This window comes from Bacillus sp. F56, assembly GCF_001748205.1.
Classification (GTDB): Bacteria; Bacillota; Bacilli; order Bacillales; family Bacillaceae; genus Bacillus; species Bacillus stercoris.
The window spans coordinates 480481-506234 of the sequence record NZ_BDFC01000004.1; the positions used below are offsets into that span (position 1 = coordinate 480481).

19 protein-coding genes and 1 pseudogene are annotated in these 25754 nt (G+C 43.5%); 14 read left to right on the top strand and 6 right to left on the bottom strand.

What is annotated here, in order from left to right; all coding sequences use genetic code 11:
• Window positions 1–12: 12 nt before the first annotated feature.
• On the bottom strand, window positions 13–1077 hold the full coding sequence (gene rapD, locus BFW96_RS02625) for an aspartate phosphatase RapD (RefSeq protein ID WP_069838550.1): 1065 nt from the start codon (window positions 1075–1077) through the stop codon (window positions 13–15).
• A 191-nt stretch (window positions 1078–1268) separates the two neighbouring features.
• Between rapD and fabZ the strand changes: the two genes are divergently transcribed.
• Together fabZ and mscL are read left to right on the top strand one after the other, a co-directional pair.
• Window positions 1269–1694 (top strand): 3-hydroxyacyl-ACP dehydratase FabZ, encoded by a 426-nt coding sequence (gene fabZ / locus BFW96_RS02630; protein ID WP_003221796.1) that lies wholly within the window; start codon window positions 1269–1271, stop codon window positions 1692–1694.
• A 70-nt stretch (window positions 1695–1764) separates the two neighbouring features.
• Window positions 1765–2160: a large conductance mechanosensitive channel protein MscL gene (gene mscL, locus BFW96_RS02635; RefSeq protein ID WP_014665664.1), complete on the top strand. Its 396-nt coding sequence runs from the start codon at window positions 1765–1767 to the stop codon at window positions 2158–2160.
• A 46-nt stretch (window positions 2161–2206) separates the two neighbouring features.
• Here the strand turns inward: mscL and BFW96_RS21795 are convergent, their stop codons facing one another.
• Together BFW96_RS21795 and BFW96_RS21800 are read right to left on the bottom strand one after the other, a co-directional pair.
• Window positions 2207–3178: a histidine kinase gene (locus tag BFW96_RS21795; protein WP_234698026.1), complete on the bottom strand. Its 972-nt coding sequence runs from the start codon at window positions 3176–3178 to the stop codon at window positions 2207–2209.
• 177 nt (window positions 3179–3355) lie between these two features.
• A pseudogene (locus tag BFW96_RS21800) lies at window positions 3356–5293 on the bottom strand (sensor histidine kinase); the annotation flags it as partial.
• Window positions 5294–5480: 187 nt separating this feature from the next.
• Between BFW96_RS21800 and BFW96_RS02645 the strand changes: the two are divergent.
• The 3 genes from BFW96_RS02645 to BFW96_RS02655 all read left to right on the top strand — a co-directional run bounded on the left by BFW96_RS02645 (window position 5481) and on the right by BFW96_RS02655 (window position 13582).
• Complete coding sequence (locus BFW96_RS02645; RefSeq protein WP_069838552.1) at window positions 5481–6557, top strand: response regulator; 1077 nt, start codon at window positions 5481–5483, stop codon at window positions 6555–6557.
• Window positions 6558–6877: 320 nt separating this feature from the next.
• Window positions 6878–12841, top strand: coding sequence for a SpaA isopeptide-forming pilin-related protein (locus tag BFW96_RS02650; protein ID WP_069838553.1), 5964 nt, complete (start codon window positions 6878–6880; stop codon window positions 12839–12841).
• Between the two features lie 102 nt (window positions 12842–12943).
• Window positions 12944–13582, top strand: coding sequence for a class A sortase (locus BFW96_RS02655; RefSeq protein WP_069838554.1), 639 nt, complete (start codon window positions 12944–12946; stop codon window positions 13580–13582).
• Window positions 13583–13639: 57 nt separating this feature from the next.
• On the opposite strand, the gene BFW96_RS02660 is transcribed toward BFW96_RS02655, so the two are convergent.
• Complete coding sequence (locus BFW96_RS02660) at window positions 13640–14050, bottom strand: YwpF-like family protein (RefSeq protein WP_069838555.1); 411 nt, start codon at window positions 14048–14050, stop codon at window positions 13640–13642.
• A 174-nt stretch (window positions 14051–14224) separates the two neighbouring features.
• On the opposite strand from BFW96_RS02660, the gene ywpG reads away from it, so the two are divergent.
• The 4 genes from ywpG to ywpJ all read left to right on the top strand — a co-directional run bounded on the left by ywpG (window position 14225) and on the right by ywpJ (window position 16888).
• A complete protein-coding gene (ywpG, locus tag BFW96_RS02665) occupies window positions 14225–14608 on the top strand; it encodes a DynA interaction protein YwpG (RefSeq protein WP_014665658.1) in 384 nt (127 codons plus the stop codon).
• A 76-nt stretch (window positions 14609–14684) separates the two neighbouring features.
• Window positions 14685–15026, top strand: a complete 342-nt coding sequence (ssbB, locus tag BFW96_RS02670; protein ID WP_014665657.1) for a single-stranded DNA-binding protein SsbB — start codon at window positions 14685–14687, stop codon at window positions 15024–15026.
• A gap of 222 nt (window positions 15027–15248) precedes the next feature.
• Entirely contained in the window at window positions 15249–16025 is a 777-nt protein-coding gene (glcR, locus tag BFW96_RS02675; protein WP_069838556.1) for a transcriptional regulator GlcR, read from the top strand.
• 5 nt (window positions 16026–16030) lie between these two features.
• Window positions 16031–16888: a phosphatase YwpJ gene (gene ywpJ, locus BFW96_RS02680; RefSeq protein ID WP_069838557.1), complete on the top strand. Its 858-nt coding sequence runs from the start codon at window positions 16031–16033 to the stop codon at window positions 16886–16888.
• Window positions 16889–17012: 124 nt separating this feature from the next.
• On the opposite strand, the gene BFW96_RS02685 is transcribed toward ywpJ, so the two are convergent.
• Window positions 17013–19781 (bottom strand): DEAD/DEAH box helicase, encoded by a 2769-nt coding sequence (locus BFW96_RS02685; protein WP_069838558.1) that lies wholly within the window; start codon window positions 19779–19781, stop codon window positions 17013–17015.
• The gene (locus tag BFW96_RS02690; protein WP_069838559.1) at window positions 19768–21378 is read right to left on the bottom strand and encodes an SWIM zinc finger family protein; all 1611 of its coding nucleotides are present in this window, start codon (window positions 21376–21378) and stop codon (window positions 19768–19770) included. The genes BFW96_RS02685 and BFW96_RS02690 overlap by 14 nt, the downstream gene beginning before the upstream one ends.
• A gap of 202 nt (window positions 21379–21580) precedes the next feature.
• Between BFW96_RS02690 and BFW96_RS02695 the strand changes: the two genes are divergently transcribed.
• From BFW96_RS02695 to uglF, 5 genes are all read left to right on the top strand, one after another.
• A complete protein-coding gene (locus BFW96_RS02695; protein WP_003242876.1) occupies window positions 21581–21724 on the top strand; it encodes a YwzD family small protein in 144 nt (47 codons plus the stop codon).
• A gap of 233 nt (window positions 21725–21957) precedes the next feature.
• Window positions 21958–22704, top strand: coding sequence for a protein-tyrosine kinase activator TkmA (tkmA, locus tag BFW96_RS02700; protein WP_069838560.1), 747 nt, complete (start codon window positions 21958–21960; stop codon window positions 22702–22704).
• Window positions 22694–23410, top strand: a complete 717-nt coding sequence (ptkA, locus tag BFW96_RS02705) for a tyrosine-protein kinase PtkA (RefSeq protein WP_069838561.1) — start codon at window positions 22694–22696, stop codon at window positions 23408–23410. Before tkmA ends, ptkA begins: the two co-directional genes overlap by 11 nt.
• A 47-nt stretch (window positions 23411–23457) precedes the next feature.
• A complete protein-coding gene (locus BFW96_RS02710) occupies window positions 23458–24222 on the top strand; it encodes a tyrosine-protein phosphatase (RefSeq protein ID WP_069838562.1) in 765 nt (254 codons plus the stop codon).
• A 194-nt stretch (window positions 24223–24416) separates the two neighbouring features.
• Window positions 24417–25739 (top strand): UDP-glucose 6-dehydrogenase UglF, encoded by a 1323-nt coding sequence (gene uglF, locus BFW96_RS02715; RefSeq protein ID WP_069838563.1) that lies wholly within the window; start codon window positions 24417–24419, stop codon window positions 25737–25739.
• Window positions 25740–25754 lie beyond the last annotated feature (15 nt).

Below are 25754 nucleotides of genomic sequence, written 5' to 3' on the forward strand. Positions count from 1 at the left end.
GGGCGTTTTCAATCAGCCGCGCATGATAAAAAAAGCGGCTTTTTCGAAATCGTCCTTTTTTTTGTAGTATTCCGTAATATCTTCTAGCAGGACTTCTAAATCCACCCACGCCTCGATTTTTTCTAATTCAATCACATATTCGAGCAGCTGCTCATAGGGATCTTCCGCTGAGGTGTAGAGGGCTTCAAGCGTTTTTAACTTTAAATAAATGGTTTGAATGTCTACCTTTTCAGATAATTCTTTTCCTTTTTGAAGGACGGCTTTAGCTTCTGTGATGTTACCTGTTTTAAAAAGCGCTCTGACAGACTCGTACACACAATGAAGATATGAGACTGGTGAATTCAATTCAAATTCTTGATTCTTTAATACTTTTCTAAAGTAAAGAAGCGCTTCCTGGTCTTTTTTTTCGGTTGCTTTTAAAAAGCCAAGGTTGTAATAAGCGTGGCATAGCAGGTTTTCGTCATGTAGTTGCTGGGTTTTGTTAATGATTTCTTTGAAAAGCTGTTCAGCTTTTTCATAGCGTTCTTGATCAATATAATTCACGGCGAGCAAAAGTTTACAGGTGATTACCTTTTTAATATAGCCGAATTGGTGCAAATAGATGTGTAATGCTTTTTTGACGTATTGGATGGAAAGCGGCGGTGATTTCATCAAGTAATAGGCGCCTGCGGTTTGATAATATAAATCAGCGGCTTCAAACGTATTGTGAATGGCGGCCAGGTACTGTTCAGCTTTTTTAAAATGATGTACTGCATGTTTCGGAGCTGTTTTGACCATTTCATATAATCCAGAGAAAAAATACAGATAATACTTCAATTCATCATCCATTTTGTCTTCCAGGCCATATAGGTCATCGAACAATGAATCGAGTCCGTTCTGGTTTTCAAAAAGCAGCTGATGGCGGGCCTGAAACAATTGATAACGCACCCAAAGCTTTGTGTTCTTTTTGATCTTCGGAAGGTGCTGGTCAATTTTCTCTTTCAGTGTGCAAACGTGATTCATTTTGCGTTTGCTCATTGCGGAATACCACTCGTCTAACATGTTTAGCATTCTTTTTTCAATAAACTTCGAAATCATTTTCCTACCTCTTTGCTATTGGTAAAATCTATAATTATCATATCATAACTTTTGACGGCTCTCATTGACAGTTGGTTACATTTTGGCGCGGTTGAAAAAGAGATTAATTCATAATATACTTTTCAAATGTACAGATTGGATCTTTGATGATTGCTATACATACTAATGCAGATGAAGGAGATGTCAAGACAATGCTTGATACTCAGCAAATTAAAGAAATAATTCCTCACCGTTATCCGTTTTTGCTTGTGGATCGGATTACGGAAGTTGAAGAGGGTAAACGGGCGAAAGGCTATAAAAATGTAACCGCAAATGAAGAGTTCTTTAACGGACATTTTCCTCAGTATCCGGTTATGCCCGGCGTATTAATCGTAGAAGCGCTTGCTCAAGTCGGAGCTGTTGCGATGCTGATTAAAGAAGAAAACCGCGGCAGACTGGCTTTTTTTGCAGGCATCGATAACTGCCGCTTTAAAAAACAAGTCAAGCCTGGTGACCAGCTTCACCTTGAGGTTGAAATCATTCGTGCCCGCGGCACAATCGGGCGCGGAAAAGGCGTTGCCACAGTTGATGGCGAGGTCGTTTGCGAAGTTGAACTGACTTTTGCCCTCGGAGAATAAATGAAAAAAGGCAGATGGCCAGCGGCACATTTGCCTTTTTCTTTACAAAAATAGAAAAGCAGGTGATTGTATGTGGAATGAATTTAAAGCCTTTGCCATGCGGGGAAATATCGTAGACTTAGCGATTGGTGTTGTGATAGGCGGCGCTTTCGGCAAGATTGTCACATCTCTAGTAAATGATATCATTATGCCTTTGGTCGGTTTGCTGCTGGGAGGGCTTGACTTCTCAGGCCTGTCGTTTACGTTTGGCGACGCTGTAGTGAAGTATGGCAGCTTTATACAGACGATTGTGAACTTCTTAATTATATCGTTCTCCATTTTTATCGTCATTCGGACTTTGAATGGATTAAGGCGCAAAAAAGAAGCAGCAGAAGAAGAGGCGGCGGAGGAAGCTGCGGATGCGCAGGAGGAGCTGCTGAAAGAAATCAGAGACCTGCTGAAGCAGCAAACGAAGTCGCCGGAATAAAAAAGATGCCGTTAGAAACGGCGTCTTTTTTTATCTCTTTTTTCGTTTAGGTGCGTTCTATGTCCTTCAGTCCCGCGGGGCTTTCCGTTGTTTCAGCGAGATGAATGAGCATTGAGACTGAGGTGCCTGCATCCGGATTGCTGCTGATCATCAACTCGCTTCCGCAAAAATGTTTCAGCCGCTGATTGATATTCTTTAATCCGACGCTGCGATCGAAATCCGCAGATAAGAGATCTTTTTGTTTTTCCGGATGCATCCCCGCACCGTTATCCTCTACTTTAATGTAATACTCATTTTTGCTTTGTTTTTTAGCTGTCAGTTTGATCCATCCTCCGCCTCTTTTCTTGCTGACACCGTGAAGAACGGCATTTTCCACCAAGGGCTGAATCATTAAAGGCGGAAGGATAAAGTCGATGTCTTCATCTATATCGAAAAGAACCTCAAGCCGATTGCCGAATCGCGTTTTTTCTATAGAAAGGTAGGAATTGATAATCGAAAGCTCATGTCTGAAGGAACTGATGGCAGATGTATTTTGAAAGTCAAAACTCATTCTCAAATAGTTGGTAAATTCCTCTGTTACCTCCCGGGCCTTTTCAATATCCAAATGCGTGAGAGAAATAATCGTGTTTAAGACATTATAAAGAAAATGAGGCTTGATTTGCGATTGGAGAAATGCCATTTCCATTCTTGTCGCTTGATTTGCTGTATGTTTCATCATGATCAGGTTTTGAATACGCGCCATAAATTCAGAGTAATGATAAGGTTTTTGCAAAATGTCATTCGCTCCGGCATGAAACGCCTTGTATTTGTCATGGCCGATAATGGCTGCTGTAATCATCAGAACCGGGAGATCGACCATGCTGAATCGTTCGCGAATTTTCATACAGACTTCAAAACCAGTCATATCCGGCATCATCAAGTCCAAAATAACCAAATCAAGCTTCGTGCAAGAGATGATTTCTAATGCTTCCTTTCCATTCTTCGCAGCAATCACATTGTAGGGCACACCTTCAAGCATATCGCTCAAAATTTTCAAACTATCAATGTTATCATCGACTATCAGAATGGTTGGAGCGTCAATACGCTCAGAGTAATAAGGTGTGCTAAATGAGATATCCGACAGATCTTTCCTGGAATGCAATTCAGGAAGACGTTTCTTTGTTTCAGATACAGATTCATTTTGGGCGATTGGCAATGTGAAATGGAATGCCGAACCTTTTCCCTCTTTCGATTCGACCCAAATGTCTCCGTTTTGGAGCTGAACCAGCTGTTTGACAATGCTAAGGCCAAGACCGGCACCATCGTCTTTATTCGCTTCGGCTTGCTGAAAAGACTCAAAGATGGTTTGGCGATCAGCTTCTGAAATGCCGCTTCCCGTATCCATTACTGTCACTTTGATCATGCTGTCGTTCAGTCTTGAAGCAGAAAGTGTGATTTGGCCCTCTGTTGTATATTTGATTGCATTATCGACTAAATTGGTTAATATTTGGCGGAAGCGGTTTTCATCCGCGAGCACTAAAGGAAGATCGTCCGGGATATGATTCACCATATTCAAGTTTTTATGTCTAGATAAAAGATTGTAGAAATTCATTTCCGAACAAACTAAAGTATAAATATCAACAGGAACCGGGTGGATTTGAAGCATGCCCTGCTTTATTTTTTCTAAATCCAAGATGTCATTTACGAGATTGGACAGCCTGTAGCCCATGCGGATGACGAGCTGCATATTTTCCTTCTCTTCTTCTATTGTTCTTTTTCTTTTGCCGGCCAGCAGGGTCTGGCATATATTAATGATGCTGTTCAGCGGTGTTTTGAATTCATGTGATGTTTTGGCGATAAATTCATCTTTTAAACGGTCACTTTTGAGCAATTTCCACGATAGCACTTCATTTTCACGGAATGCCCCGGCGAATTGCTGTGCCATTAGCAGAACGATCGCCAGCAAAGCGATAACTGTTGGCAATGAATAAATCGAATTAAAGGAAAAGGCTGTTTTGCCGCTATAAGCTGATATGGTGGTTAAAATGACAAAAGCACTCATTGATATAGAGGCGATGGTCAGATACAGACTTCCTTCCATTTTGCGGATCGCAGCAATCGTAAAAATATATGTAATATAAACCAGAGTCGAGACGGCTAGCACAGAATGTAAGATGTACGAGGTATGGCCGATAAAACCGACGGTTAAAAAATCTGTGACTAAGACCAGTCCGGAAGAAACGGTGGCTATGCGAATAAAACGCTTTGAAACAATCTCTCTGTAAGCAAAATAGAGATAGAGAAAAACCGCAATGCTGACAAGCACTGTAGAGATGGCCCTCAATGAATTTAGCAATGAAAATGAAATTGACGGATAAAGGAGAAATATAATCCGCTCTTTTCCGATCATCAGAATAATGAACGAAAACAGAAGACACATAACAGAAAAAAACAACAAATGTTTATCTTTTTTTCTTTGCAGGAAAAAGCCCAGAAAATATAATCCGGTAATGAAAAAAGCTGTAATCATGATCGTATCATTAAGAAAGGAAATTTTGTTTTCCCGCACTATTTGGTCCTGAGTGCCAAAAGTAATTGGCTTTGCGATTCCCCATCCCGGCGTTTTTCCGAAGTTCGAAAATTGTACGACAAGTTCATTGTCACCTTTGTGAAGCGTAAAAAAGCTCGTATATGGGCGGTTTTGTGCCGCGAAATCAGGATTATCTGAAGGACTTCCGCTTTGGCCAATGCGTTGTCCATTAAAATAGATGCGATTGGCGCTGTAAATAAACGACGTGCTGATCCCAAATACCTGATGGTCTTGCTTTGATCTTATGGTTAGCTTATATGTTCCGTAATCTACATTCATACCTTGTTTGGACAGCTTTACATTGCTGGGAACATCAACGAAGAGAGGATCTTTTCCTTTTGCTGTAGCGATCTCTTTTGGTGACAGAAACTGATTTGGATACAATGCCCATTTTCCGTTCAGCTGTACATTCCCATCCTTCTGAAAATCCCAATTCTCTAAGTTCATGACCCCATGCCTTGCCTCAGGAAGCGTTGACCCGGAAGAATAGTCAATGGCAATGAAAACCATAAAGAATGCAGCGTAACCGAAAATAATCGAAGTAAAGATGAATTTCTCTTTCATATCATGGCTCCTTTATTCAAATAGGATCAGATCATTCTAAATTCCTATTTTTTTATAAATATTGTAAGTGCAAAATTTCAAAAACTACAATAGAAAGAAAAAGAATCCAGATAAAGGGGTTATTTGTCATGATATAATAGAAGTTATTTACTGATATCTCGATTTTACATATAGGGTGGGATGTTTTGTGAAAGCGTTAATTGTTGATGATGAGCACTTGGCATTGCTTCATTTTAAGAAAATGCTTGAACGAACAAACGCCTTTCAATCTATTATGGCGTATCAAGATCCGGTTGAAGCCTTGGAGCATCCTGAGACTCCTGCTGTAGATGCGGTGTTTCTTGATATTGAAATGCCGGGGGTAAATGGCATTGAGCTTGCTGAGGCCATTCAATCGATGAATGAAAACATCCAAGTCGTTTTCATCACGGCTTATAATGAGTTTGCTATCAAAGCGTTTGAGCTGAATGCCATTGATTATTTGCTGAAGCCTGTCGTATACAAGCGGCTTGAGACTACTGTTGAACGAATCAAAACAAATCATATGCTCAGACAAAATGCAGAAAATACCGAGGCGCATTTTGCGATCCAATGCTTTGGAAGCCTGCAGTTTCATCAAATCTTAAAGGGTGCCAAAACAAACATTCCAGTCAAGTGGAGAACGTCGAAAGCACGTGAAATATACTTATTTTTACTTCACAATCATGGCCGTGTGGTCAGTAAAGACATGCTGATCGATCTTTTTTGGCCTCATTATGATATTTCAAAAGCAAGCACCCAGCTTTACTCGACCATTTATCAAATACGAAAATTATTCAGCCAGATCCCTTTCAGCCAAACAATCGAGAAGACTGATACTGGATATATTCTTCGGCTTTCAGGCGCAAAAATCGATGTTGTGGAATGGGAAAAATCACTAAAAGGGGCGCCGCCGCTAAATGCAGCTACATTACATTTGCACATGGATATTTTCATGTCCTATCAAAATCATTATCTAATGGAGCACGGCTATCTTTGGGCAGAACCGGAAAAGGCGCGTCTTTCCCAGCTTTGGCTTGGAAAGGCCTATGAACTGATCGATTATCATATTCAGGAAATGAACGATCATCAAGCGATGGACGTTTGCCTGCAAGCCGAGAAAATTGAGCCTTGTGATCATAAAATCATGCAATACAAGCTGCAGCTATTTAACAAAAACGGGAAGGTAGAAGAGGCGATAAAAGAATATCAGCGTTACAAACAAATGAAGGATCAAATTAATTAAAAAACTCCAAACCAGTATGTGTCGATTGCCTTTCGATGCACACTGGTTTTTTTGTGCATGTCAGCTAAAGGGAAGGCCCTCGCCATATGTCTCCTGGTTGAATCTTCAACTCTCCAATTCACTTCAATCATACATGATTTTTGAGTTGTACAGAAATTGTATAGTTCCATTTCATACAATGTAGTTTGGTTCGGATGGCAAATCTTAGTTTTGGAGCACATTCGGTATTAGCAGTTCATTGTGGGGGATGAGACATGATGTTATGGTCTCGCGGATCAATCGGCAAGTGAAAAATAGATATGAGAGGGAGGAATGAAAAGTTGAGAACGAGGAGTTTTCCCTTAGGGCTGAAAAAAAGCGGGCGGATCGTCATGATCATAAGCCTTGCTATCTTTTTCTTCTTCAGCCAGATCGCCAGCTATACTCTTACAGCGCAGGCTGTAGGTGTAACGCCAAGTGACAGTCAATTCTTCGATTCGGTAACAGTTAAGGACGCTAAGGGCCGGATTGTTGACGGATCAAAAGGGAGTGAACCGGCACTAACACCGGAGGACGACGTGACACTGACATATGAATGGTCATTGGAAAAAGTCAAAAAAGCAGATAGCGAACAGGATATCAATGTGGAGATACCTAAAAGCTTTACATTTGATAAAGGTGCAGAAGGTGAGATCAAATCTGCTGATCAGGTCATCGGCAGCTATCAAGTGCCGGCGGGCAGCAGCACCATGACGGTAAAATTAACAACTGCATCCGCGGATTCTCTTGATGCCAAGGGGATCATTACACTGCCAGCTAAGTTTACTGCAGACGTAAAAGACGATGAACATACAGCAGCAGCCCTTTTTCAGCTAGGGGGAGGCAAAACCCAGCAGGTGATCATCCCTGTTAAGAAAGAGGAGACACCAGATGGCGAGGCGGAAGAGCCAAAAAACGACTCTTCTGATACTGCGGGTGATCAGGAAGGGAAAGATGACAAATCTGCACCTTCAGCCAGCAAGGAGCAAAAAGAGGAAGAACAACAGCCGTCAGCGGACTCTAAGAGCGGCGAATCCTCTAAGAGTGATGACTCAAAAAAAGTGTCATCCTCAAGTCAATCAGCTTTCAAAAGCTTGCAAACTGAAGAAAAACAAATCACGCAAAATATTTTAACTGGCGTGACATTGACGGATGCAAACGGAGAGCCATATGACAAGGGCAATCGCGCCAATACGAATTCTCCGGTGAAAATTTCAATTGATTGGGCCATTCCCGACGATTTAGGAAAAACAATCAATGCCGGCGATAAATATGAATTTGATTTGCCTAAAGAATTTATTATGCATAATGACCTTGTGAACCTGCCGTTAAGCGCCGGAGACACCACCTACGGGACATTTTCTATTGATACGAACGGACATGTGGTGATGACATTTAACGGCGAGATAAAAGAAAGTTCTCATGTCAAAGGTACTTTGGTTATCAATACGCAGTTCAACGAGAAAAAAATAACGGGTTCGACAACACAAAAGATTCCATTCCCTGTGAATGCCGATACGCCTGAAACAACAGTTTATTTTAAACCCAATGTGAGTAAAACCGTTGATAAATCTGGTGTGCTGGATAAAGGCATCAACCCTGGTAAAGTAACATGGACGGTCGATGTCAATAAAAAGTTGGATCAAGTCAAAAATGCCAAACTCACGGAAAGCCTTCCAGATGGCGTAATCTACCGTTCAGTTAAAGTGTATGAACTCAATGTGAACATTGATGGTTCTGTCAGCAGAGGAAATGAAGTTTCTTCCGGCTACAGTGTTGATTCAAAAGGAAATGTCACATTTGACGGGACAATTGATTCAGCCTACCGTCTTGTATACGAAACCGACATTGATAATAGTGCGAAGCCGAGTGAAGGCGGAAATATAACGCTGACGAACAAAGCAGCATTCAGCGGAGATCAACTGGAGCCCATTTCTGCAGAAGCCACTGTTGCAGCCAAATATGGAAAAATGATCGCGAAATCATCAACAGGCTATGATGGAGAATCTCAAACATTCAGCTGGGCTCTTGCATACAACTATGGTGAGAAACAGATCGACCAATCCAAGGCCAGCATTAAAGATTCTTTTGGAACTGGCGATTTGCATCTTGTAAAAGATTCCTTGAAGGTTGTTCCTATTACCTTTGGACAGAATGGCAGCGAGCAAGCGGGAACGCCTTTAAAGGAAGGCGAAGACTACACGCTGATCGATAATGGAAGCGGATTTGAAATCAAATTTAATAAAACCATTACCAGCGCTTACAAAATCACATATCAAACAAAGGTCAACAGCGGAGTGATCATTGATAAATCTACAACATATACCAATAGCGTGGTGACCGGAACAGGGGATTCAAAAGAAGCTTCCGGAATAGCCATTCAGCAGAATCTCATCAAAGGATATTCAAACGTAGATTATGAAAAGAAGACGGTTGATTGGACGATTACCGTTAATAAAAATAAATACTTGATGCACAATTGGGCTTTGGATGATCAATTTGAAAGCGGCGGAATGGTTCTGCTTGATGAATCGTTCAAGCTTCAAGACATAACGAACAACAAAACATTGCAGAAAGACAAAGACTACACGTTAACAAAAAAACCGGATCATAAAGGCTTTACTTTGGCATTGATCGGGGATTATGCAAAAACAGACAGTCAATTTAAGATCACTTATACGACAACATTCAATGCCGATTATTCTAACGAAAGCGTTAAGAATACAGCTCAGTCGACATGGACTGATCAAAACGGCAATGAGCGCACGAATAAAGTATCAAGCAGTTTTACGCCGAATCACCAGACTTCAAATAATGGGTTTAAAAACGGTTCGTATAACGCGGTTTCAAAGGAAATCACGTGGAAAATCGGCGTCAACTATAACGGCGAGCCGACGAAAAAACCTTATATCAAAGATGCCATAACAGATCCTCAGCAATTTGTGCCGGGTTCCGTTGTCGTTAAGAGTTATACGATCAATAAAAACGGCTCGATCACAGAAGGAGACGCGCTTGATCCTTCCAAGTATGATGTCGAAGAGCCTTCTGCGAATAATCAACGCACTCTGACGGTACATCTTAAAACAGGCGATTCTGTACCATATCTGATTGAGTTTAAGACATCACTCAAAGGGCAGGTCATTGATCAGAATCAGTACACAAACAAGGCAACCTACTATAATGACGGTTATGCAGACCGTACGTTGACGGGCTCTGTTTCAGTTACGAACGGAGGAAGCCTGGTTTTCAAAGGCGGCAAACAAAATGGAAACTACATCGATTGGAACATCAATGTCAACTCCAGCCAATCAACGCTGGATGATGTAAAAGTCACAGACACGCCGGATGAAAATCAAATTTTAGATGTAGATTCTTTTAAAGTATATCAAGCAAAATATGATGAAAACGGAGTGGTCAAAGACAGCAGCGGAAATCTGACCGCGGGCGATCTTGAGCTTCAAAAAGACAAGGATTACACGTTAGACATCAAAACGGACAATACAACAGGTGAACAATCATTTGTCCTTACATTTATAGGAAGCTATAAACAAATTGACCGTGCCTATGTGATTAAATACCGGTCTCTGATTAACATAGCCGGCACGAGCGGCCATGTTAAAAATAAGGTGTCCATTTCAGGAACTAATGTGAAGGAGCAGACTCAAGAAAACAGCAGCTCGATCTTTGTTGCTATTTCAAGCGGTGACGGTTCCGGATCTGGAGAAAAAGGAAGCCTGACGATTTTTAAGACTGGAGAGGACGATAAAGCTCTAGAAGGAGCAGAATTCCAGTTATGGTCTGAGGACTCCAAACAGCTCCTCCGCACTGGCACGACGGATGCCGGCGGGAAGCTTGCATTTGGAAATATTCGCTATGGTTCCTATGTATTAAAAGAAGTAAAAGCGCCTGACGGATATACCATCAGTGATGCTTATGCAAAAGGAGTCTCTGTGAAAATAGACAGCAACTCCTCCAAGACAGGAGCGCTGTACAAAGTCGTAAATCAACAGAACAAGGTGACGCTTATCAAACAAGACGAACAAAACAACCCTTTGGCAGGTGCTGTTTTCAAGCTGGAGAAAAAGTCAAATGACGGCACCTATACTCTCATACGAACAGATATCAAATCTGATAAAAACGGAAAAGTAGAAATGAACGGTTTGCCGGCGGGCTACTATCGCTTGACAGAAACACAAGCTCCTGCAGGCTTTATCGTAAATACAAAAGCGATTCACTTCTCAATCGCAAAGAATGAAAAGAATCAAGTGTCTGATGTGAATTTAGGAAAAATGACCAACTATCAAGGGAAAGTCTCACTGACGAAGGAAAATGCTGAAGGCCAGAAACTTGAAGGCGCAGTATTCAACATTGTCGATCAAGATGGAAAGGTCGTTCAAGAGAAGCTGACTTCAGATAAGGAAGGAAAAATTGAGGCTTCGGGCCTTGCGCCGGGCCGCTACGCCTTTGTGGAAACAAAAGCGCCAGCGGGTTATGTGCTGAATACAAAGAAAAAAGAATTTACCATCTCAGAATCTGCAGCAGGAAAACCTGAAGCCGCAGATGCCGGAATCGTCGTTAACGATAAAGGCTCTGTTGAGTTGACGAAGGAAGATGCCGATGGCAAGAAGCTTGAAGGAGCCGTCTTTAAAATTATCGATAAGGAAGGCAATACGGTTCAAGAAGGACTGACCTCGGATAAAAACGGGAAAGTCGCAGCTTCAGGCCTTGCACCGGGACGCTACGCTTTTGTTGAAACGAAAGCGCCAGCGGGCTATGTGCTGAATACAGAGAAAATTGAGTTTGAGATCTCTGATTCCTTTGAAGGAAAGCCTGAAGCTACAGATGCCGGAATCGCTATTAACCATAAAGGCTCCGTTGAGTTGACGAAGGAAAATGCTGAAGGCAAGAAGCTTGAAGGTGCAGTTTTCAACATTATCGACGAAAAAGGAAATACGGTTCAAGAAGAGCTGACTTCCGATAAAGACGGAAAAGTGAAGGCTACGGGTCTTGCGCCGGGACGCTACGCCTTTGTGGAAACGAAAGGGCCAGCCGGTTATGTGCTGAACACGGAGAAAAAAGAGTTTATCATTTCTGAATCAGCAGCAGGAAAGCCAAAATCCGCAGATGCCGGAATCGTCGTGAACTATCAAGGATCGGTTCAGCTGACGAAGGAAGACCAAGATGGAAAAGGCTTAGCAGGTGCGGTATTCAAAATCACGGACAGCGATGGGAACACTGTGAGAGACGATCTAGTCTCAAAAGAAGGCGGTAAAATTGAAGTTGACGGGTTAGCGCCGGGAAGCTATCAATTTGTTGAAAAACAGGCGCCAGATGGATATCTTTTATCCGAAAAACCAGTGTCATTCACCATTAAAGCAGAATATGGCGGCAAACCTGAGCAAGTGAAAGTGACAGCGGTTAATACAAAGAACCTTGTCGTTCTCACCAAAGTGGATCAGCATGATAAAAATAAAGTTCTGCAAGGCGCGGAGTTCAATTTGGCAGATGCCAACGGCAAAGTGCTGAAGTCCGGTTTGGTTACCGATGACAAAGGACAAATCACGGTGCACGGCCTTAAAGCTGGCGAATATCAGTTTGTTGAAACAAAAGCGCCTAAAGATTATGAGTTGAACCAAACTCCTATATCGTTCAAGATCACAAACACAGACACGAAAACAGTCGAAATCACCGCGGAAAACATTTTGGCACCAGGTGACGTAAATGTGAAAAAAGTGGATCAAGATGATAAAAATACCGTTTTGGAAGGCGCTGAATTCAAGTTATTGGATGAAAGCGGCAAGCCTGTAAAAACTGACGGATATGGAAAAGAGCTTTCTGAACTCTGGAAAACGGATCAAACTGGGCAGTTCACTGTAAAAGGCCTTGCGCCTGGAAGCTATCAGTTGATTGAAACAAAGGCTCCCGAAGGTTACAAACTTGATGAAACACCGATTGAATTCACAATTGAAAAAGGACAGTCAAAAGCTGTTGAGATCGTTGTTTCTAATCAAAAAGCGAAAACACCAACGCCAGATAAACATGATCATCCTGATAAACCTACACCGGGCGGAAATGGTAAAGATGATGGAGATCATTCGAAAAACAATGGTACAGATGGCAGCTCGGATGGTCAGACGAACACAGACAAAACCCTTCCGAAAACCGGAGATGCAGACAGCATGCTGACGGCCATGATTGGCATCCTGCTGCTTATGGCAGGCGGAGGCTTAGCTGTTGCCTCAAGAAAGAAACAAAGAAAAGGATAAAGAGGAAGGCACCTGATCATTGAAGAACCGATCAGGTGCTTTTTTAAAAGTGAAACTGACAAGGCGCATTTTTAGAAGGAAGCATAAGAAAGGGTTTTTTGCATGTACAAAAAAATGATCATTACGGTGTTCATTCTTTTAGGACTGCTGCTGATCTCTTCTCCTTATATCAAAGGAGGAATCATAGCCTATCTTAGCAAAAGCCAAAGTGAGTCGGCCTTAACTGTAGAGCAGCTGAAAAAAAATAATGAGAGAGAAGCGGAATTTGAATTTGATTCAATCGAACCGCCTGAGTTGATGGATGCTATAAAGGCCGGCTTTGAACACGATCAAAAAGCGGTTATTGGACGGATAACGATTAAAAGTGTCGATCTGGAGCTTCCGATCGTAAAAGGAACAACCAACGAAAATCTATTGATAGGGGCGGCAACAATGCGCCCGGATCAAAAAATGGGCGAGGGGAATTATCCGTTGGCGGGCCATCATTTGAAGCAAAAGAGTCTTCTGTTCGGACCTCTGGAAAGCGTAAAAACAGGTGCCCAAATTGTTATCACGGGTTTTAAAAAGGATTATATCTATTCTGTGACATCTAAAGACATCATATCGGAAATGGATGCAGATGTAATTGAGGAGACAAACAAAAAGGAGATTACGTTAATCACATGTGACAAGGCGGTCAAAACCGAAGGGCGCCTCGTTGTGAAAGGGGAATTGGTTGATTCTTTTGGCCATACCAATTAATTATGCAAGAGTGAAAAAAAGCTGCCGTTTTAGAACGGCGGCTTTTTCGCTTCTTTTTTATATTTTTTGCTTAAATGCCTCAATAAGTTTTGTTCCTGTATAGCCCTCTTTTACAAGGGATTCGAGTATGGTCTCAGTGCCCTGCTGTTTTCTTGTGACCATTTGTCCGTAGAGTAAAACCTGTATGCTGTCTTCCAGCTCGACGATATTTTTCACTGCTGCTGTCAGCTGGGCGGGGCGATTGCTTTTTTTCGTAATCGTTACAAATACTTTGGCTTCAGATTGGCTGTTTTGAAGCTGTTCAAAAAAAGACAGATGTTCTTTCTGTACAAGCGCTTCAATCAGCCAGTGATTTTCACCGTCTTCTTTATTGATAATCAGTCCGTCAATAAGAGGAAACTGTTCAATTGATTGTTCTTCCTTGTCCACTCGTTCCACATTCAGGTCAACCAGTTTAAAGGTTTTCATTTCTTCTCACCCCGATTACTTCCAAAGATTTCTTGCCTTCCATTATAACATAAACGTTTTCGAGGAAAAAATGCTGCAATGCTGGGGCTAAAGAATTTTGTATGAGCGAAACATTTAATAATTTCTATTTTTTCATTATACTGTAACTGACTATGGATTACGGAGAGATGTGGTATGAATCAATTTCGTTTAAAGGAAATTTATATTGACGGCGCTCCTTCTGAAAACCATTTGATTCAAAAGGAAGTAACATATATGTTAAGCCGTAAGGAAGTGTTTGAGGTCCATCTGAACAAAAAAGGAAGGATAAGTTTTTTATACGAAACACAAGATGGCATGGAGCAGTATAAAATCAAGCTGTCAATGCCGGAAAAAAAGTTGAGCTTTCAGTGGTTTGCGTGGGATGGTTCTTCCTATGTGCGCATGAATACGCAAAATTGGCTGACGAAGCAAATCTTTTTCCGTTTTTTAAAAAGTACATATTTCTTTAAAGGGAAAAAGCAAAAGATGTTTTTAGCTGAAGGGAAAATGAAAACGAAAGATAAAAACAGAGGCTGAAAGCCATTTTTAAGCGTTTTTCTTTTCTTTTTGCATCATTTACAATACATACAACCGCAAGGAGAGGAGGAATCGCATGTTCAATCAGGTCATGCTTGTCGGACGTCTTACAAAAGATCCCGAGCTTCGCTACACTTCCGCCGGTGCGGCAGTCGCCCACGTTACGCTCGCGGTGAACCGCAGCTTCAAAAATGCTTCAGGTGAAATCGAAGCTGATTACGTCAATTGCACACTTTGGAGAAAGACAGCTGAAAACACCGCGTTGTATTGCCAAAAAGGTTCTCTTGTCGGCGTAAGCGGACGGATTCAGACAAGAAGCTATGAAAACGCAGAAGGGGTTAACGTGTATGTAACAGAAGTATTGGCTGACACTGTTCGTTTTATGGACCCTAAACCCCGGGAAAAAGCTGCTGATTGACAACCCCCGCTCCTCCCGTTTTCTATCCATTCACTCATTCGGATCTCCGCATCATCCCCTCAAAAATGACCAGTCGACCAGACTGGTTCTTTCTTTTTGTTTATTTAGGAAAAATTGGTTCATATGATGCGTTTTTGCTTAAAAACACTTAATAGTGTTGAATAAAATTGATAAAAAACTTATAATTACTTAAAGATGATTGCTAAGAAAAGGAATGAGGGCGTGTACCAAGAAGAAAGATTAGTAGCGATTTTGGATTTTTTAAAACAGCATAACCGAATTACAACAGAGCAAATCTGTACGCTCTTGAAAGTGTCAAGGGATACAGCGAGACGCGATCTAGTAAAGCTGGAGGAACAGAATGCCATCATCCGCACTAGAGGCGGGGCCATTTTGCCGACTGTTCATCAGAAAATTCAAAGCTATTCCGGCCGCTTGAAAACAGTATCAGAGGAAAAAAACAAGATCGGCAGGCTTGCAGCATCGCTTATTCATGATGGTGACCGGGTGATTTTAGATGCTTCGACAACCGTTCAGGCCTGTGCAAAGCATTTGCAAGCGGTTGATTGTACCGTAATCACCAACTCAATTAATCTTGCGGATGTGCTGTCCGATAAAGAAGGAATTGAAATTTATCTGCTGGGAGGCAAGCTGGAAAAGGAGCACCGCTTTCTGTACGGCGCCTCTGTGATTGAAAAGCTCTCAAGCTACCACGTCGATAAAGCGGTGATCGGTGTGGTCGGTATTTCCGAACACGGCATTACCATTGCGCATGAAGAAGATGGCATGGTGAAGCGGAAAATGATTCAGCAGGCAAAGCAGGTAATCGCGCTTGCAGACCATTCGAAGCTGGGCAGCACCAGTTTTTATCAGTATGCAGAGCTGAATGAAATCGATCTCTTGATCACAGACAGGCTGCCGAGTCAGGCATTTTGTGACTTGCTTGACCGCAACGGCGTGGAGCTTCTCGTGACAGAGCAGGATGAAGGAAAGGGCTGACAAACATGAAATTAATTGCGATTGACTTAGATGGAACCTTACTCAACAGCAAGCATCAGGTGAGCTTGGAAAATGAAAACGCACTGCGGCAGGCGCAGCGGGACGGCATTGAAGTGGTGGTGTCAACTGGGCGCGCTCACTTTGATGTCAGGTCAATTTTTGAACCGCTGGGGATCAAAACGTGGGTCATCAGCGCAAACGGCGCCGTCATTCACGATCCCGACGGCAGGCTTTATCATCACGAAACCATTGATAAGCAAAGGGCGTATGACATTCTCTCATGGCTTGAATCAGAAAACTATTATTACGAGGTATTCTCAGGTTCAGCCATTTATACACCGCAAAACGGCAGAGAACTTCTAGACGTTGAACTGGACCGATTCAGAAGCGCAAATCCGGAAGCAGATCTTTCTGTCCTTATGCAGGCTGCCGAGGTGCAATACAGCCAATCGGGCTTTGCTTACATTAATTCCTTTCAAGAGCTGTTTGAAGCGGATCAGCCAATCGATTTTTATAATATTCTCGGCTTTTCTTTCCTTAAAGAAAAGCTTGAGGCAGGCTGGAAAAGATATGAGCACGCTGAAGATTTGACGCTTGTCAGTTCGGCTGAGCACAACTTTGAGCTTTCTTCTCGCAAAGCTTCCAAGGGGCAGGCGCTGAAGAGGCTTGCGGAACGGCTGAGCATTCCGCTCGAGGAAACCGCGGCTGTAGGTGACAGTTTAAATGACAAATCGATGCTTGAGGCTGCGGGAAAAGGGGTAGCGATGGGCAATGCCCGGAAAGATATTAAAGCGATAGCCGACGCTGTCACCTTGACCAATGACGAACATGGTGTTGCACATATGATTAAGCATTTGCTATAGGTATAGGTGCTGCACCAAAAGTGCATCCTTGTTGATAACCGGCGTAACGGATTCTTGGAAATTCGGCGTGACGGCTATGAACGGAAAAAAGCTGGCTCTATAGAGCCAGCTTTTTTAGTCATGATCATTGCGCTGTTGCGCTTAATGTAAACAGTTCTTCGAGCTCCTGTGTGGAAAGCTCGGTAATCCAGTTTTCACTTTGGATAATTTGATCGTTCAGGGTTTGCTTCGATTCGAGCATGGCATCAATTTTTTCTTCGATTGTTCCAGTCGTAATCATTTTATGAACGTGGACAAAGCGCTCTTGGCCTATGCGGTATGCACGGTCAGTCGCTTGATTTTCAACCGCTGGGTTCCACCACCTGTCATAATGGATGACGTGATTGGCGGCGGTCAAATTAAGTCCCGTACCTCCAGCTTTGAGTGAAAGAATCAGTGTCGGATATTCTTTCCTCTGGAATTTCTCAACGAGTGTATCCCGCTCCTGCTTGGAGAGACTCCCGTTTAAAAATTGCACAGGTTCCCCGAACGTTTTTTCAAGCAGCCGCTTCATCATGTTCCCCATCTGAATGTATTGCGTGAAAATCAGGCAGCTTTCGTTTTGGGCGCGGATCGCTGTCATCAGTTCCAGCAATTTTTCGAGCTTGACTGATCTGCCAGCCAGCAGCTCGGTTTGCTCTTCCTTTAAATAGAGCGCGGGATGATCGCATATTTGCTTAAGCCGTCCGAGCATGCTGAGGATCAGCGCTTTTCGCTGCATGCCGGTCAGTGATGTCATATGGTCAAAAGTGTCTTTGACAAGCTGCTCATAAAGTGACGCCTGTTCGGCTGACAGCGGGATAAACTCTTTTTCTTCCAGCTTCTCAGGAAGATTAAGCGCGACCTCTTCATCACGTTTCGTCCGCCGCAGAAGGAACGGCCGGATTAACTGTTGAAGCTGTCCGATTCTCTTTTCGTCCCGGTCTTTTTCAATCGGCAGCACATAGCGTTTATGGAAGCCTGTCAAACTGCCGAGGTAGCCTTTATTCATGAAGTCAAAAATGGACCACAGCTCAGTCAGACGGTTTTCCATCGGCGTGCCGCTCAACGCGATATGATGAAGCCCCTTCAGCTTTCTGATTGCGCGTGATTGCTTCGTATGCGCGTTTTTAATATTTTGCGCTTCATCAAGGCAAATCGTGCTCCAGGTCACAGAAGAAAGCTCTTCCGAATCAGCATGAGACAGCCCGTATGAAGTGAGCACCACGTCTGCGTTTTCGTAATGAGCGGCGAAATCATTACCCTTTATACGGCGCGGCCCATAATGGAGCGCGACAGACAGATCAGGGGCAAAGGTTTGAAGCTCCCGCTGCCAGTTGCCGAGTACGGATGTCGGCGCGATAATCAAATGAGGCGTTTTTTGCCGGCCGCTTTCCTTCACGTGCAGGAAATAGGCGATCATTTGAATCGTTTTCCCAAGCCCCATATCGTCAGCCAGACAGGCGCCAAAACCGCTTTCCCGCAGAAATAGCAGCCAGTTCATGCCGTATTTCTGATAAGGGCGGAGTGTCCCTTGGAAAGAAGGGCTGACTTCGTGCTCCGGCAGGTTTTCTGCGGCAGTGAGCTTTCGAATCAGTGACCTGAGCTGTTTGGACAGATCAAATTGAATACCGGCAAAAGCGGATGTATCAATCAAATCTGAATCCTCAAGCCCGCCTTCCCCCTGATCCATTAGTTCACGCGCCAGAATATCGGACATGTGGAGTCCTTCCGATTCCGCTTTTTCCATCAGGCGTTTCATCTGTTTGATAAACTGCGGATCGATTTTTACCCATTGCCCCCGTATATTAACGAGGCGCCTGTTGCTGGCGACGAGATCATTAAATTCAGCCTCGGTCAGCTCAATTCCATTTGTCGCAAACCGCCAGTTGAAGTCAAGCAGCGCATTCATGCCGACAAATGACTCGCCGCGCGGGGCGGACGACACTTTTGCCTTCAGCATCATGTTGCTGTCTCTGACGATCTGCCACCAGGATGGGAGCAGAATTTCAACGCCCATATCGACAAGCGTCTCACTTGCTTCTGATAGGAAGATCCAGGCTTCTTCCTCAGAGATCAGGGTCGTCCCGGAATCAAATGACAGCCACGGAACCGTTCTGTGAAAGCGGTCCTGCTCACGCGCAATTTTATCGCTGTACGCCTGCCACGATTTTTTGAGGCTCTTCAGCCCGTCAAAAAATTCTACAGTACCGCTCTTTTTATCACGTAAAAACATTTCGATTTTCCAATCGTCTCCGTCAAAGTCCGGTTCATTTAAGCGCAAGCCGACTGTAAATGGAGATTGATCGTCAATCCAGCCAATCCCCTCCAAAAAATCCTCTTCATCAAGAAAATGGCCGCGGAATGTCGTAACCGCAGGCGATTTCTCCTTGATGTGTTCCCATTTTTCCAGGAGGTCATCGTCATATTGGATGTAATCCTGAACGGCAGCGGAAAACCATTCCGCAGTAAATCCTTCCAATATATTGTCGCGGTCCTTCCAGCGAAAAACACCGTTTGTCCATGCTTCATAGTCAGGCATAAAATCGCCGTCTGCGATAAATTCATAGATGGTCGATGCCGCCTCGATCAGCGGCTCCGTTTCTTTTGTAAGCTGCACGGAGCTGAATGAGTTGAACGAGTTTTTGCCGAGAAGCTCTACAGTCATCCATGGAGATAGCAGAACAGCAGTCGTCCCGATGAAGCTGACATCCTCAAGAAAGGTTCCGTAAAATGAGGATTCATGCCATTGGAACAAATGCTTTTTCATATGGCTGTAGGGAAGAGGCTGCTCATTCTCATCAAAGGCCGAGAGCGTAAATGATCCATCTTCCATTTGTTCGACGTGGATGAGAATTTCTTTAAGACTCGCCATCAATCAACTTTCCTTTCTGCAGTTCTTCTTGAAGCGCGCGCAGGCGCTTGTAATGTGAGCTCAGCTGCTGAATATACCGCTCCCACACCTTCAGCTTCTTTGCTTTTCTGTACAGGGTGCGCAGTTTTTTCAAATACCGTGCGGCTTCTTTGTACGAGCTGCGGTTCTTCTGATCGATAAAAAAGGACACTTCTCTATGGTAAGCGGGTATAAGCGCCTCTGGGTCGCTCGCTCCAATTTCCTTCAGCATGATTTTATCCATTTCATTGATGGAAAAGCCGACAAGGCTGTGAATTTCAATCCACTCGGCATAGCGTTTTTTTTCATATAAATGATGGCTGTATTCTGTGAACGTATACGGCAGACAGCCCGCGGCATAGCGTTCAAACAGCGCTTGATCATTGGTTTGCTTCACATAGGCATTCAGCAGAAGGAACAGCTCGCCGATCACATCGCGAATCTCTTTAAACGGCTTATCCAGCTTCGTATAACCCATCGCAATCGGTTCAATTTGCTGGTACCATGTTTTAAGCCGTTTCCAGTCCTTCTTGGCAGTCATTTCACTCAGCCATTGGAACGTATAAGGGAGCGCTTCCGGCGGGAATTGATCAACTTCCGCAAAAATCACGTCATCATTCTTTTGCAGGAACTCCAAATGCAGGCGCCCGAATTGCAATTCAGGAGAAAAACGCCGTCCTGCTTCTTTTTTCAATATCTCCTGTTCGCGTGTCACCCATTTTGGACGCGAAAGCAGCGCACTCCAAATTTCACCAAAGACACGGATGCGTTCATATTGGAAAATTTCTTCTTTCAACAGCAAATGCCGGATAACATCCGGTGTTTTATCCAAAAATGGATCGAGCGCAAAAGACAGTGCGTACGTTTTTAATTTATCAATAGAGCTGTAGATTGTATCCATCAGCTGTTCAACGTACGGATTGAGGGAATAAAAATCTTGTTCGGGGTTCAGCTTGCCTGCTTCGATCAATGTGAACATGCGAAGCCAAACCGCAATCGCAGAATGAATCTGATACAGGCTTTTCAGCTCCGGTTTGTTCGGCGCATGTTTTTTTAATGCGGACAGGTAGCCGTAATAGAGGCCCTGCATGTTTTGGCTGCCTTCTGGCGTGCGTGCCTGCCAGAGAGAAAACTCTGAATCAAAAAAAGTGAGCCAGCTTGAAAGCGATTCTTCATTCGGCAGCACCTTTTCCTGAAACTGGCGGCGGACGAGCTCCTTGCTTTCCTCAAGCTTTTCCCTCTCCAGCCAATACTCTGTAAAAGTACCCACTCGCTCGAACATTGCATATACATATAAAAACACAGCCAGCATATGGCGGCAGATTCTTCCGGACGGACATGAACAGCCGCTTTTGACTATGACAAACAAGTTCAATGTGACCCGCACAGGCACAACATCCTGCACGTAAGCCGTAATTTCCGTCGGACTCACTGCTTGTAAACGATAGACTGAATCCTGCCGATATAAAATAAGGGCTTTTTTGATCAGCTGAACATTTTCCTCATTGTAAGGAAGAAGTTCCTTTAACTGTTCAGCAGATGCCAGCACATCGTCTTTGGAAATCATATTCTGAAGCATGATTATCGCTCCTAACCGAGTCACGTAATAAAAAGATCCAATTTCTCTATTATATCGCAACACATCGGCCTTAAAAAGTTTTTCCTGAAAAAGGACATAAAAAATGGGATGTGTCGAATGATGTATTAGAGATTGCAAATTGATAACCGGCATCATATAATAATCGTGTTTTCAACTTATGGAAGCTGAAAGGAAAAAAAAGATGAGTGAAAAGAAATTGAATCAAGAAGAATTTCTGAAAATTTTGATGCATGCACATGAAATTGGTGAGCAGTCATCTGAAATGACGACGAAGGAAATGCTTGAAAATTTGATTTCTCATATTAAAAATGGATATGCAACATAAAAATCCCGCACGCCTTTTGCGGGATTTTTTTATGCGAGATGACGTGACTGCCTGAATAAGAGAAAAAGAGACAGCAGTGTCAAGACAGTTGATAAAGCGCTTACACAAAATGAAGGAACATAACGTTTTGTGAAAAAATGTCGAATTATGTCACGTGAAAAGCTTTAGAAATGCGGTTTCAACGTTGTATAATCGTAGATGGAAAAGGATGTTATAAGAGATTTGGAGGTATCATGGGAGAATCTACTAGCTTAAAAGAGATATTATCAACGTTAACAAAACGCATACTTTTGATTATGATTGTAACCGCAGCTGCCACTGCTGCAGGCGGACTCATTAGTTTCTTCGCACTTACACCCATCTATGAAAATTCAACTCAGATTCTGGTCAATCAATCGAAAAACGACCGAAAAGAAGTCCAATTTAACGATGTTCAAACCAATCTTCAGTTAATCAATACGTACAATGTCATCATTAAGAGCCCTGCCATCTTAGATGAAGTCATTAAAGAAATGGGCCTGTCGATGACATCCCAAGAACTGAATGACAAAATTACCGTATCCAGCGAACAGGACTCCCAAGTGGTCAACATATCGGTCAGGGATGAAAACGCGGAAACAGCGGCTCATATTGCCAATACCATCGCGTCTGTCTTTCAAGACAAAATCACATCCATTATGAATGTTGATAATGTCAGCATTTTGTCAAAAGCCGAGGTTTCAGAACATCCGTCGCCTGTATCGCCAAAGCCGCTTCTAAACATTGCCATCGCGTTTGCGGCCGGATTGGCGGGAAGCATCGGACTGGCCTTCCTGCTTGAGCATTTGGATAATACGATCAAATCGGAAGAGCAGCTCGAATCCCTGCTGGACATACCTGTTTTAGGGACGGTTTCCACCATTGCGAAGGAGCAGAAAACAGCAAAAGCCATACAGGGTTTCCAATCTGAAAAAGCGGGGAGTGGACATTTTGGCGCTTAGAAAAAGCAGAGGCTCTTGGATGCGCAGGAATGTCATTGCAATGACAGAACCGAAATCCTTGAACTCTGAACAATATCGGACGATTCGCACGAATATCGAATTTGCTTCAGTGGACCGGCAAATGAAATCAGTTATGATCACATCGGCTTGTCCGGGGGAAGGGAAATCAACAACGGCCGCCAATTTGGCTGTCGTATTTGCCCAACAGGGAAAAAAAGTGCTCCTGATTGATGCTGATTTGCGGAAACCAACAGTACATACGGCCTTTTTTCTTGAAAACACGGTTGGCTTAACATCTGTTTTATTAAAGAAAAGCTCAATGGAGCAAGCTGTGCAAGCCTCAAATGAAAAACATCTTGACGTGCTGACGAGCGGACCGATCCCGCCAAACCCGGCCGAGCTTCTCTCCTCGAAGTGGATGAAGGAGCTTGCTGAGGAAGCGAGTGCGGCATATGATATGGTGATTTTTGATACGCCGCCTATTCTTGCCGTAGCAGACGCACAGATTTTAGGCAACGTGGCAGACGGTTCTGTTCTGGTTATTTCAAGCGGAAAAACAGAAAAAGAACAAGCCGCAAAAGCGAAAGAAGCACTTGAATCGTGCAATAGCAAGCTCCTTGGGGCGATTATGAACGGCAAAAAGCTTTCAAAGCACTCTGAATACGGATATTACGGAAACAAAGACAATTTCATGCAAATTAAATAACGTGCATCGTGCCCGTTATTTATTTTTGTGAAAAAGGGGGCTAGGACATGATCGATATTCACTGTCACATTCTTTCGGCAATGGATGACGGGGCAGGTGATTCAGCTGACAGCATAGAAATGGCAAAGGCCGCTGTTCGTCAGGGAATCCGGACGATCATTGCGACACCTCATCATAAAAACGGTGTGTATGAAAACGAGCCAGCCGCAGTCAAAGAAGCGGCAGATCAGTTAAACAAACGTTTAATCAAAGAAGACATCCCTTTACATGTGCTTCCGGGACAGGAAATCAGAATCTACGGCGATGTGGAACAAGACCTTGCGAAACGGCAGCTTCTTTCGCTGAATGACACAAAATACATCTTGATTGAGTTTCCGTTTGATCACGTTCCCCGATATGCGGAGCAGCTTTTTTATGATTTGCAGCTGAAAGGATATATTCCGGTTATCGCCCATCCTGAACGCAACAGGGAAATTCGCGAAAACCCCTCCTTGCTGTATCATCTTGTGGAAAAAGGAGCAGCATCTCAAATGACTTCAGGAAGTCTTGCGGGGACCTTCGGCAAGCAGCTGAAAGCATTTTCTCTCCGGCTGGTTGAAGCCAATTTGATCCATTTCGTAGCCTCAGATGCCCATAATGTGAAAACGAGAAATTTTCACACTCAAGAGGCCCTTTATGTTTTACAGAAAGAATTCGGCCCGGACCTTCCTTACATGCTGACGGAAAATGCGGAGCTTCTCCTGCGGAACCAGACCATCTTCAGACAGCCTCCGCAGCCGGTCAAAAGAAGAAAATTGTTTGGTCTCTTTTAACAGCCGATTCTCATTTCACCACTTTCTTTTTGAGAGCGATATAATAGTGTATTGTATGATTGAATCACATTTCAGAAATCTGTACAGGCTGTACCCGACAGGCTATGCGGGAGATCATTCGCATTCATGATAGGATGTTCTCATACGATATTACGGAAGCTGCAAAGCAGCAATTTAACTGTTGGAGGGAAACAATGAATATTACAGTCATCGGAACAGGCTATGTCGGTCTTGTGACAGGTGTTTCTCTTTCTGAGATTGGACATCATGTAACCTGCATTGATATTGACGCTCACAAGATTGATGAAATGAGAAAGGGCATTTCCCCCATATTTGAACCTGGTCTTGAAGAGCTGATGAGAAAAAATACAGCTGATGGACGGCTGAACTTTGAAACGAGCTATGAGAAAGGCTTGGAACAGGCAGATATCATTTTTATAGCGGTCGGCACTCCGCAGAAAAGCGACGGACACGCCAATCTGGAGCAAATTACAGATGCGGCCAAACGCATCGCACAGCATGTCAAACGAGATGCCATCGTGGTAACGAAAAGCACAGTGCCCGTCGGGACAAACGATTTGATTAATGGACTGATCACTGAATATCTAGCTGAGCCTATCAGTATATCGGTCGCATCCAATCCGGAATTTTTGCGTGAGGGGTCGGCGATCTATGACACGTTTCATGGAGACAGGATCGTGATCGGAACAGCCGATAGGAAAACAGCCGATACGCTTGAGGAGCTCTTCCGTCCGTTTCAAATCCCGATTTACAAAACGGATATCAGAAGCGCCGAGATGATCAAATATGCCTCAAATGCTTTTCTGGCCACTAAGATCAGTTTTATAAACGAAATTTCGAATATATGTGAAAAGGTCGGCGCCGATATCGAAGCGGTCGCCTACGGGATGGGACAGGATAAGCGGATCGGGAGCCAGTTTTTAAAAGCGGGCATTGGCTACGGCGGTTCTTGTTTTCCAAAGGACACAAACGCCCTCGTGCAAATTGCCGGCAATGTCGAGCATGATTTTGAACTGCTGAAATCGGTTATCAAAGTCAACAACAATCAGCAGGCGATGCTGGTTGATAAAGCGCTGAACAGGCTCGGCGGGGTGACGGGAAAAACGATTGCCCTTTTAGGCCTGTCATTTAAACCGAATACGGACGATATGAGGGAAGCGCCGTCAATTGTCATTGCAGACCGTCTCGCTGCGCTCGACGCCCGTATTAGAGCCTACGATCCCATTGCAGTTAGCCATGCAAAGCATGTTCTCCCGCAAGCTGTTGAATATAAAGAGACGATCGAGGAAGCTGTCAAAGGGTCCGACGCCGTCATGATTTTAACCGACTGGGCTGACATTAAACAATTTCCGTTAGAGGCTTATCAGGATTTGATGGAAACGCCGCTCATATTTGACGGCAGAAACTGCTACACATTGGATGAAGCTTTGGCTGCAGGAGTGGAGTATTATTCTGTCGGACGAAAGGCGGTTGTGCCGTCAGGTTTAATTCAATAATTGAAAAAGAAAGGC

What these genes read in the sequence shown, in the direction of transcription:
- ywpJ (WP_069838557.1), top strand. Translation starts at nt 16,031, where the DNA reads ATGAAATTAATTGCGATTGACTTAGATGGAACCTTACTCAACAGCAAG.
- BFW96_RS02695 (WP_003242876.1), top strand. Translation starts at nt 21,581, where the DNA reads ATGAGTGAAAAGAAATTGAATCAAGAAGAATTTCTGAAAATTTTGATG.
- uglF (WP_069838563.1), top strand. Translation starts at nt 24,417, where the DNA reads ATGAATATTACAGTCATCGGAACAGGCTATGTCGGTCTTGTGACAGGT.
- BFW96_RS21795 (WP_234698026.1), bottom strand. Translation starts at nt 3,178, where the DNA reads ATGCTTGAAGGTGTGCCCTACAATGTGATTGCTGCGAAGAATGGAAAG.
- BFW96_RS02655 (WP_069838554.1), top strand. Translation starts at nt 12,944, where the DNA reads ATGTACAAAAAAATGATCATTACGGTGTTCATTCTTTTAGGACTGCTG.
- tkmA (WP_069838560.1), top strand. Translation starts at nt 21,958, where the DNA reads ATGGGAGAATCTACTAGCTTAAAAGAGATATTATCAACGTTAACAAAA.
- rapD (WP_069838550.1), bottom strand. Translation starts at nt 1,077, where the DNA reads ATGATTTCGAAGTTTATTGAAAAAAGAATGCTAAACATGTTAGACGAG.
- ywpG (WP_014665658.1), top strand. Translation starts at nt 14,225, where the DNA reads ATGAATCAATTTCGTTTAAAGGAAATTTATATTGACGGCGCTCCTTCT.
- BFW96_RS02660 (WP_069838555.1), bottom strand. Translation starts at nt 14,050, where the DNA reads ATGAAAACCTTTAAACTGGTTGACCTGAATGTGGAACGAGTGGACAAG.
- BFW96_RS02690 (WP_069838559.1), bottom strand. Translation starts at nt 21,378, where the DNA reads ATGCTTCAGAATATGATTTCCAAAGACGATGTGCTGGCATCTGCTGAA.
- BFW96_RS02685 (WP_069838558.1), bottom strand. Translation starts at nt 19,781, where the DNA reads ATGGCGAGTCTTAAAGAAATTCTCATCCACGTCGAACAAATGGAAGAT.
- fabZ (WP_003221796.1), top strand. Translation starts at nt 1,269, where the DNA reads ATGCTTGATACTCAGCAAATTAAAGAAATAATTCCTCACCGTTATCCG.
- mscL (WP_014665664.1), top strand. Translation starts at nt 1,765, where the DNA reads ATGTGGAATGAATTTAAAGCCTTTGCCATGCGGGGAAATATCGTAGAC.
- ssbB (WP_014665657.1), top strand. Translation starts at nt 14,685, where the DNA reads ATGTTCAATCAGGTCATGCTTGTCGGACGTCTTACAAAAGATCCCGAG.
- BFW96_RS02710 (WP_069838562.1), top strand. Translation starts at nt 23,458, where the DNA reads ATGATCGATATTCACTGTCACATTCTTTCGGCAATGGATGACGGGGCA.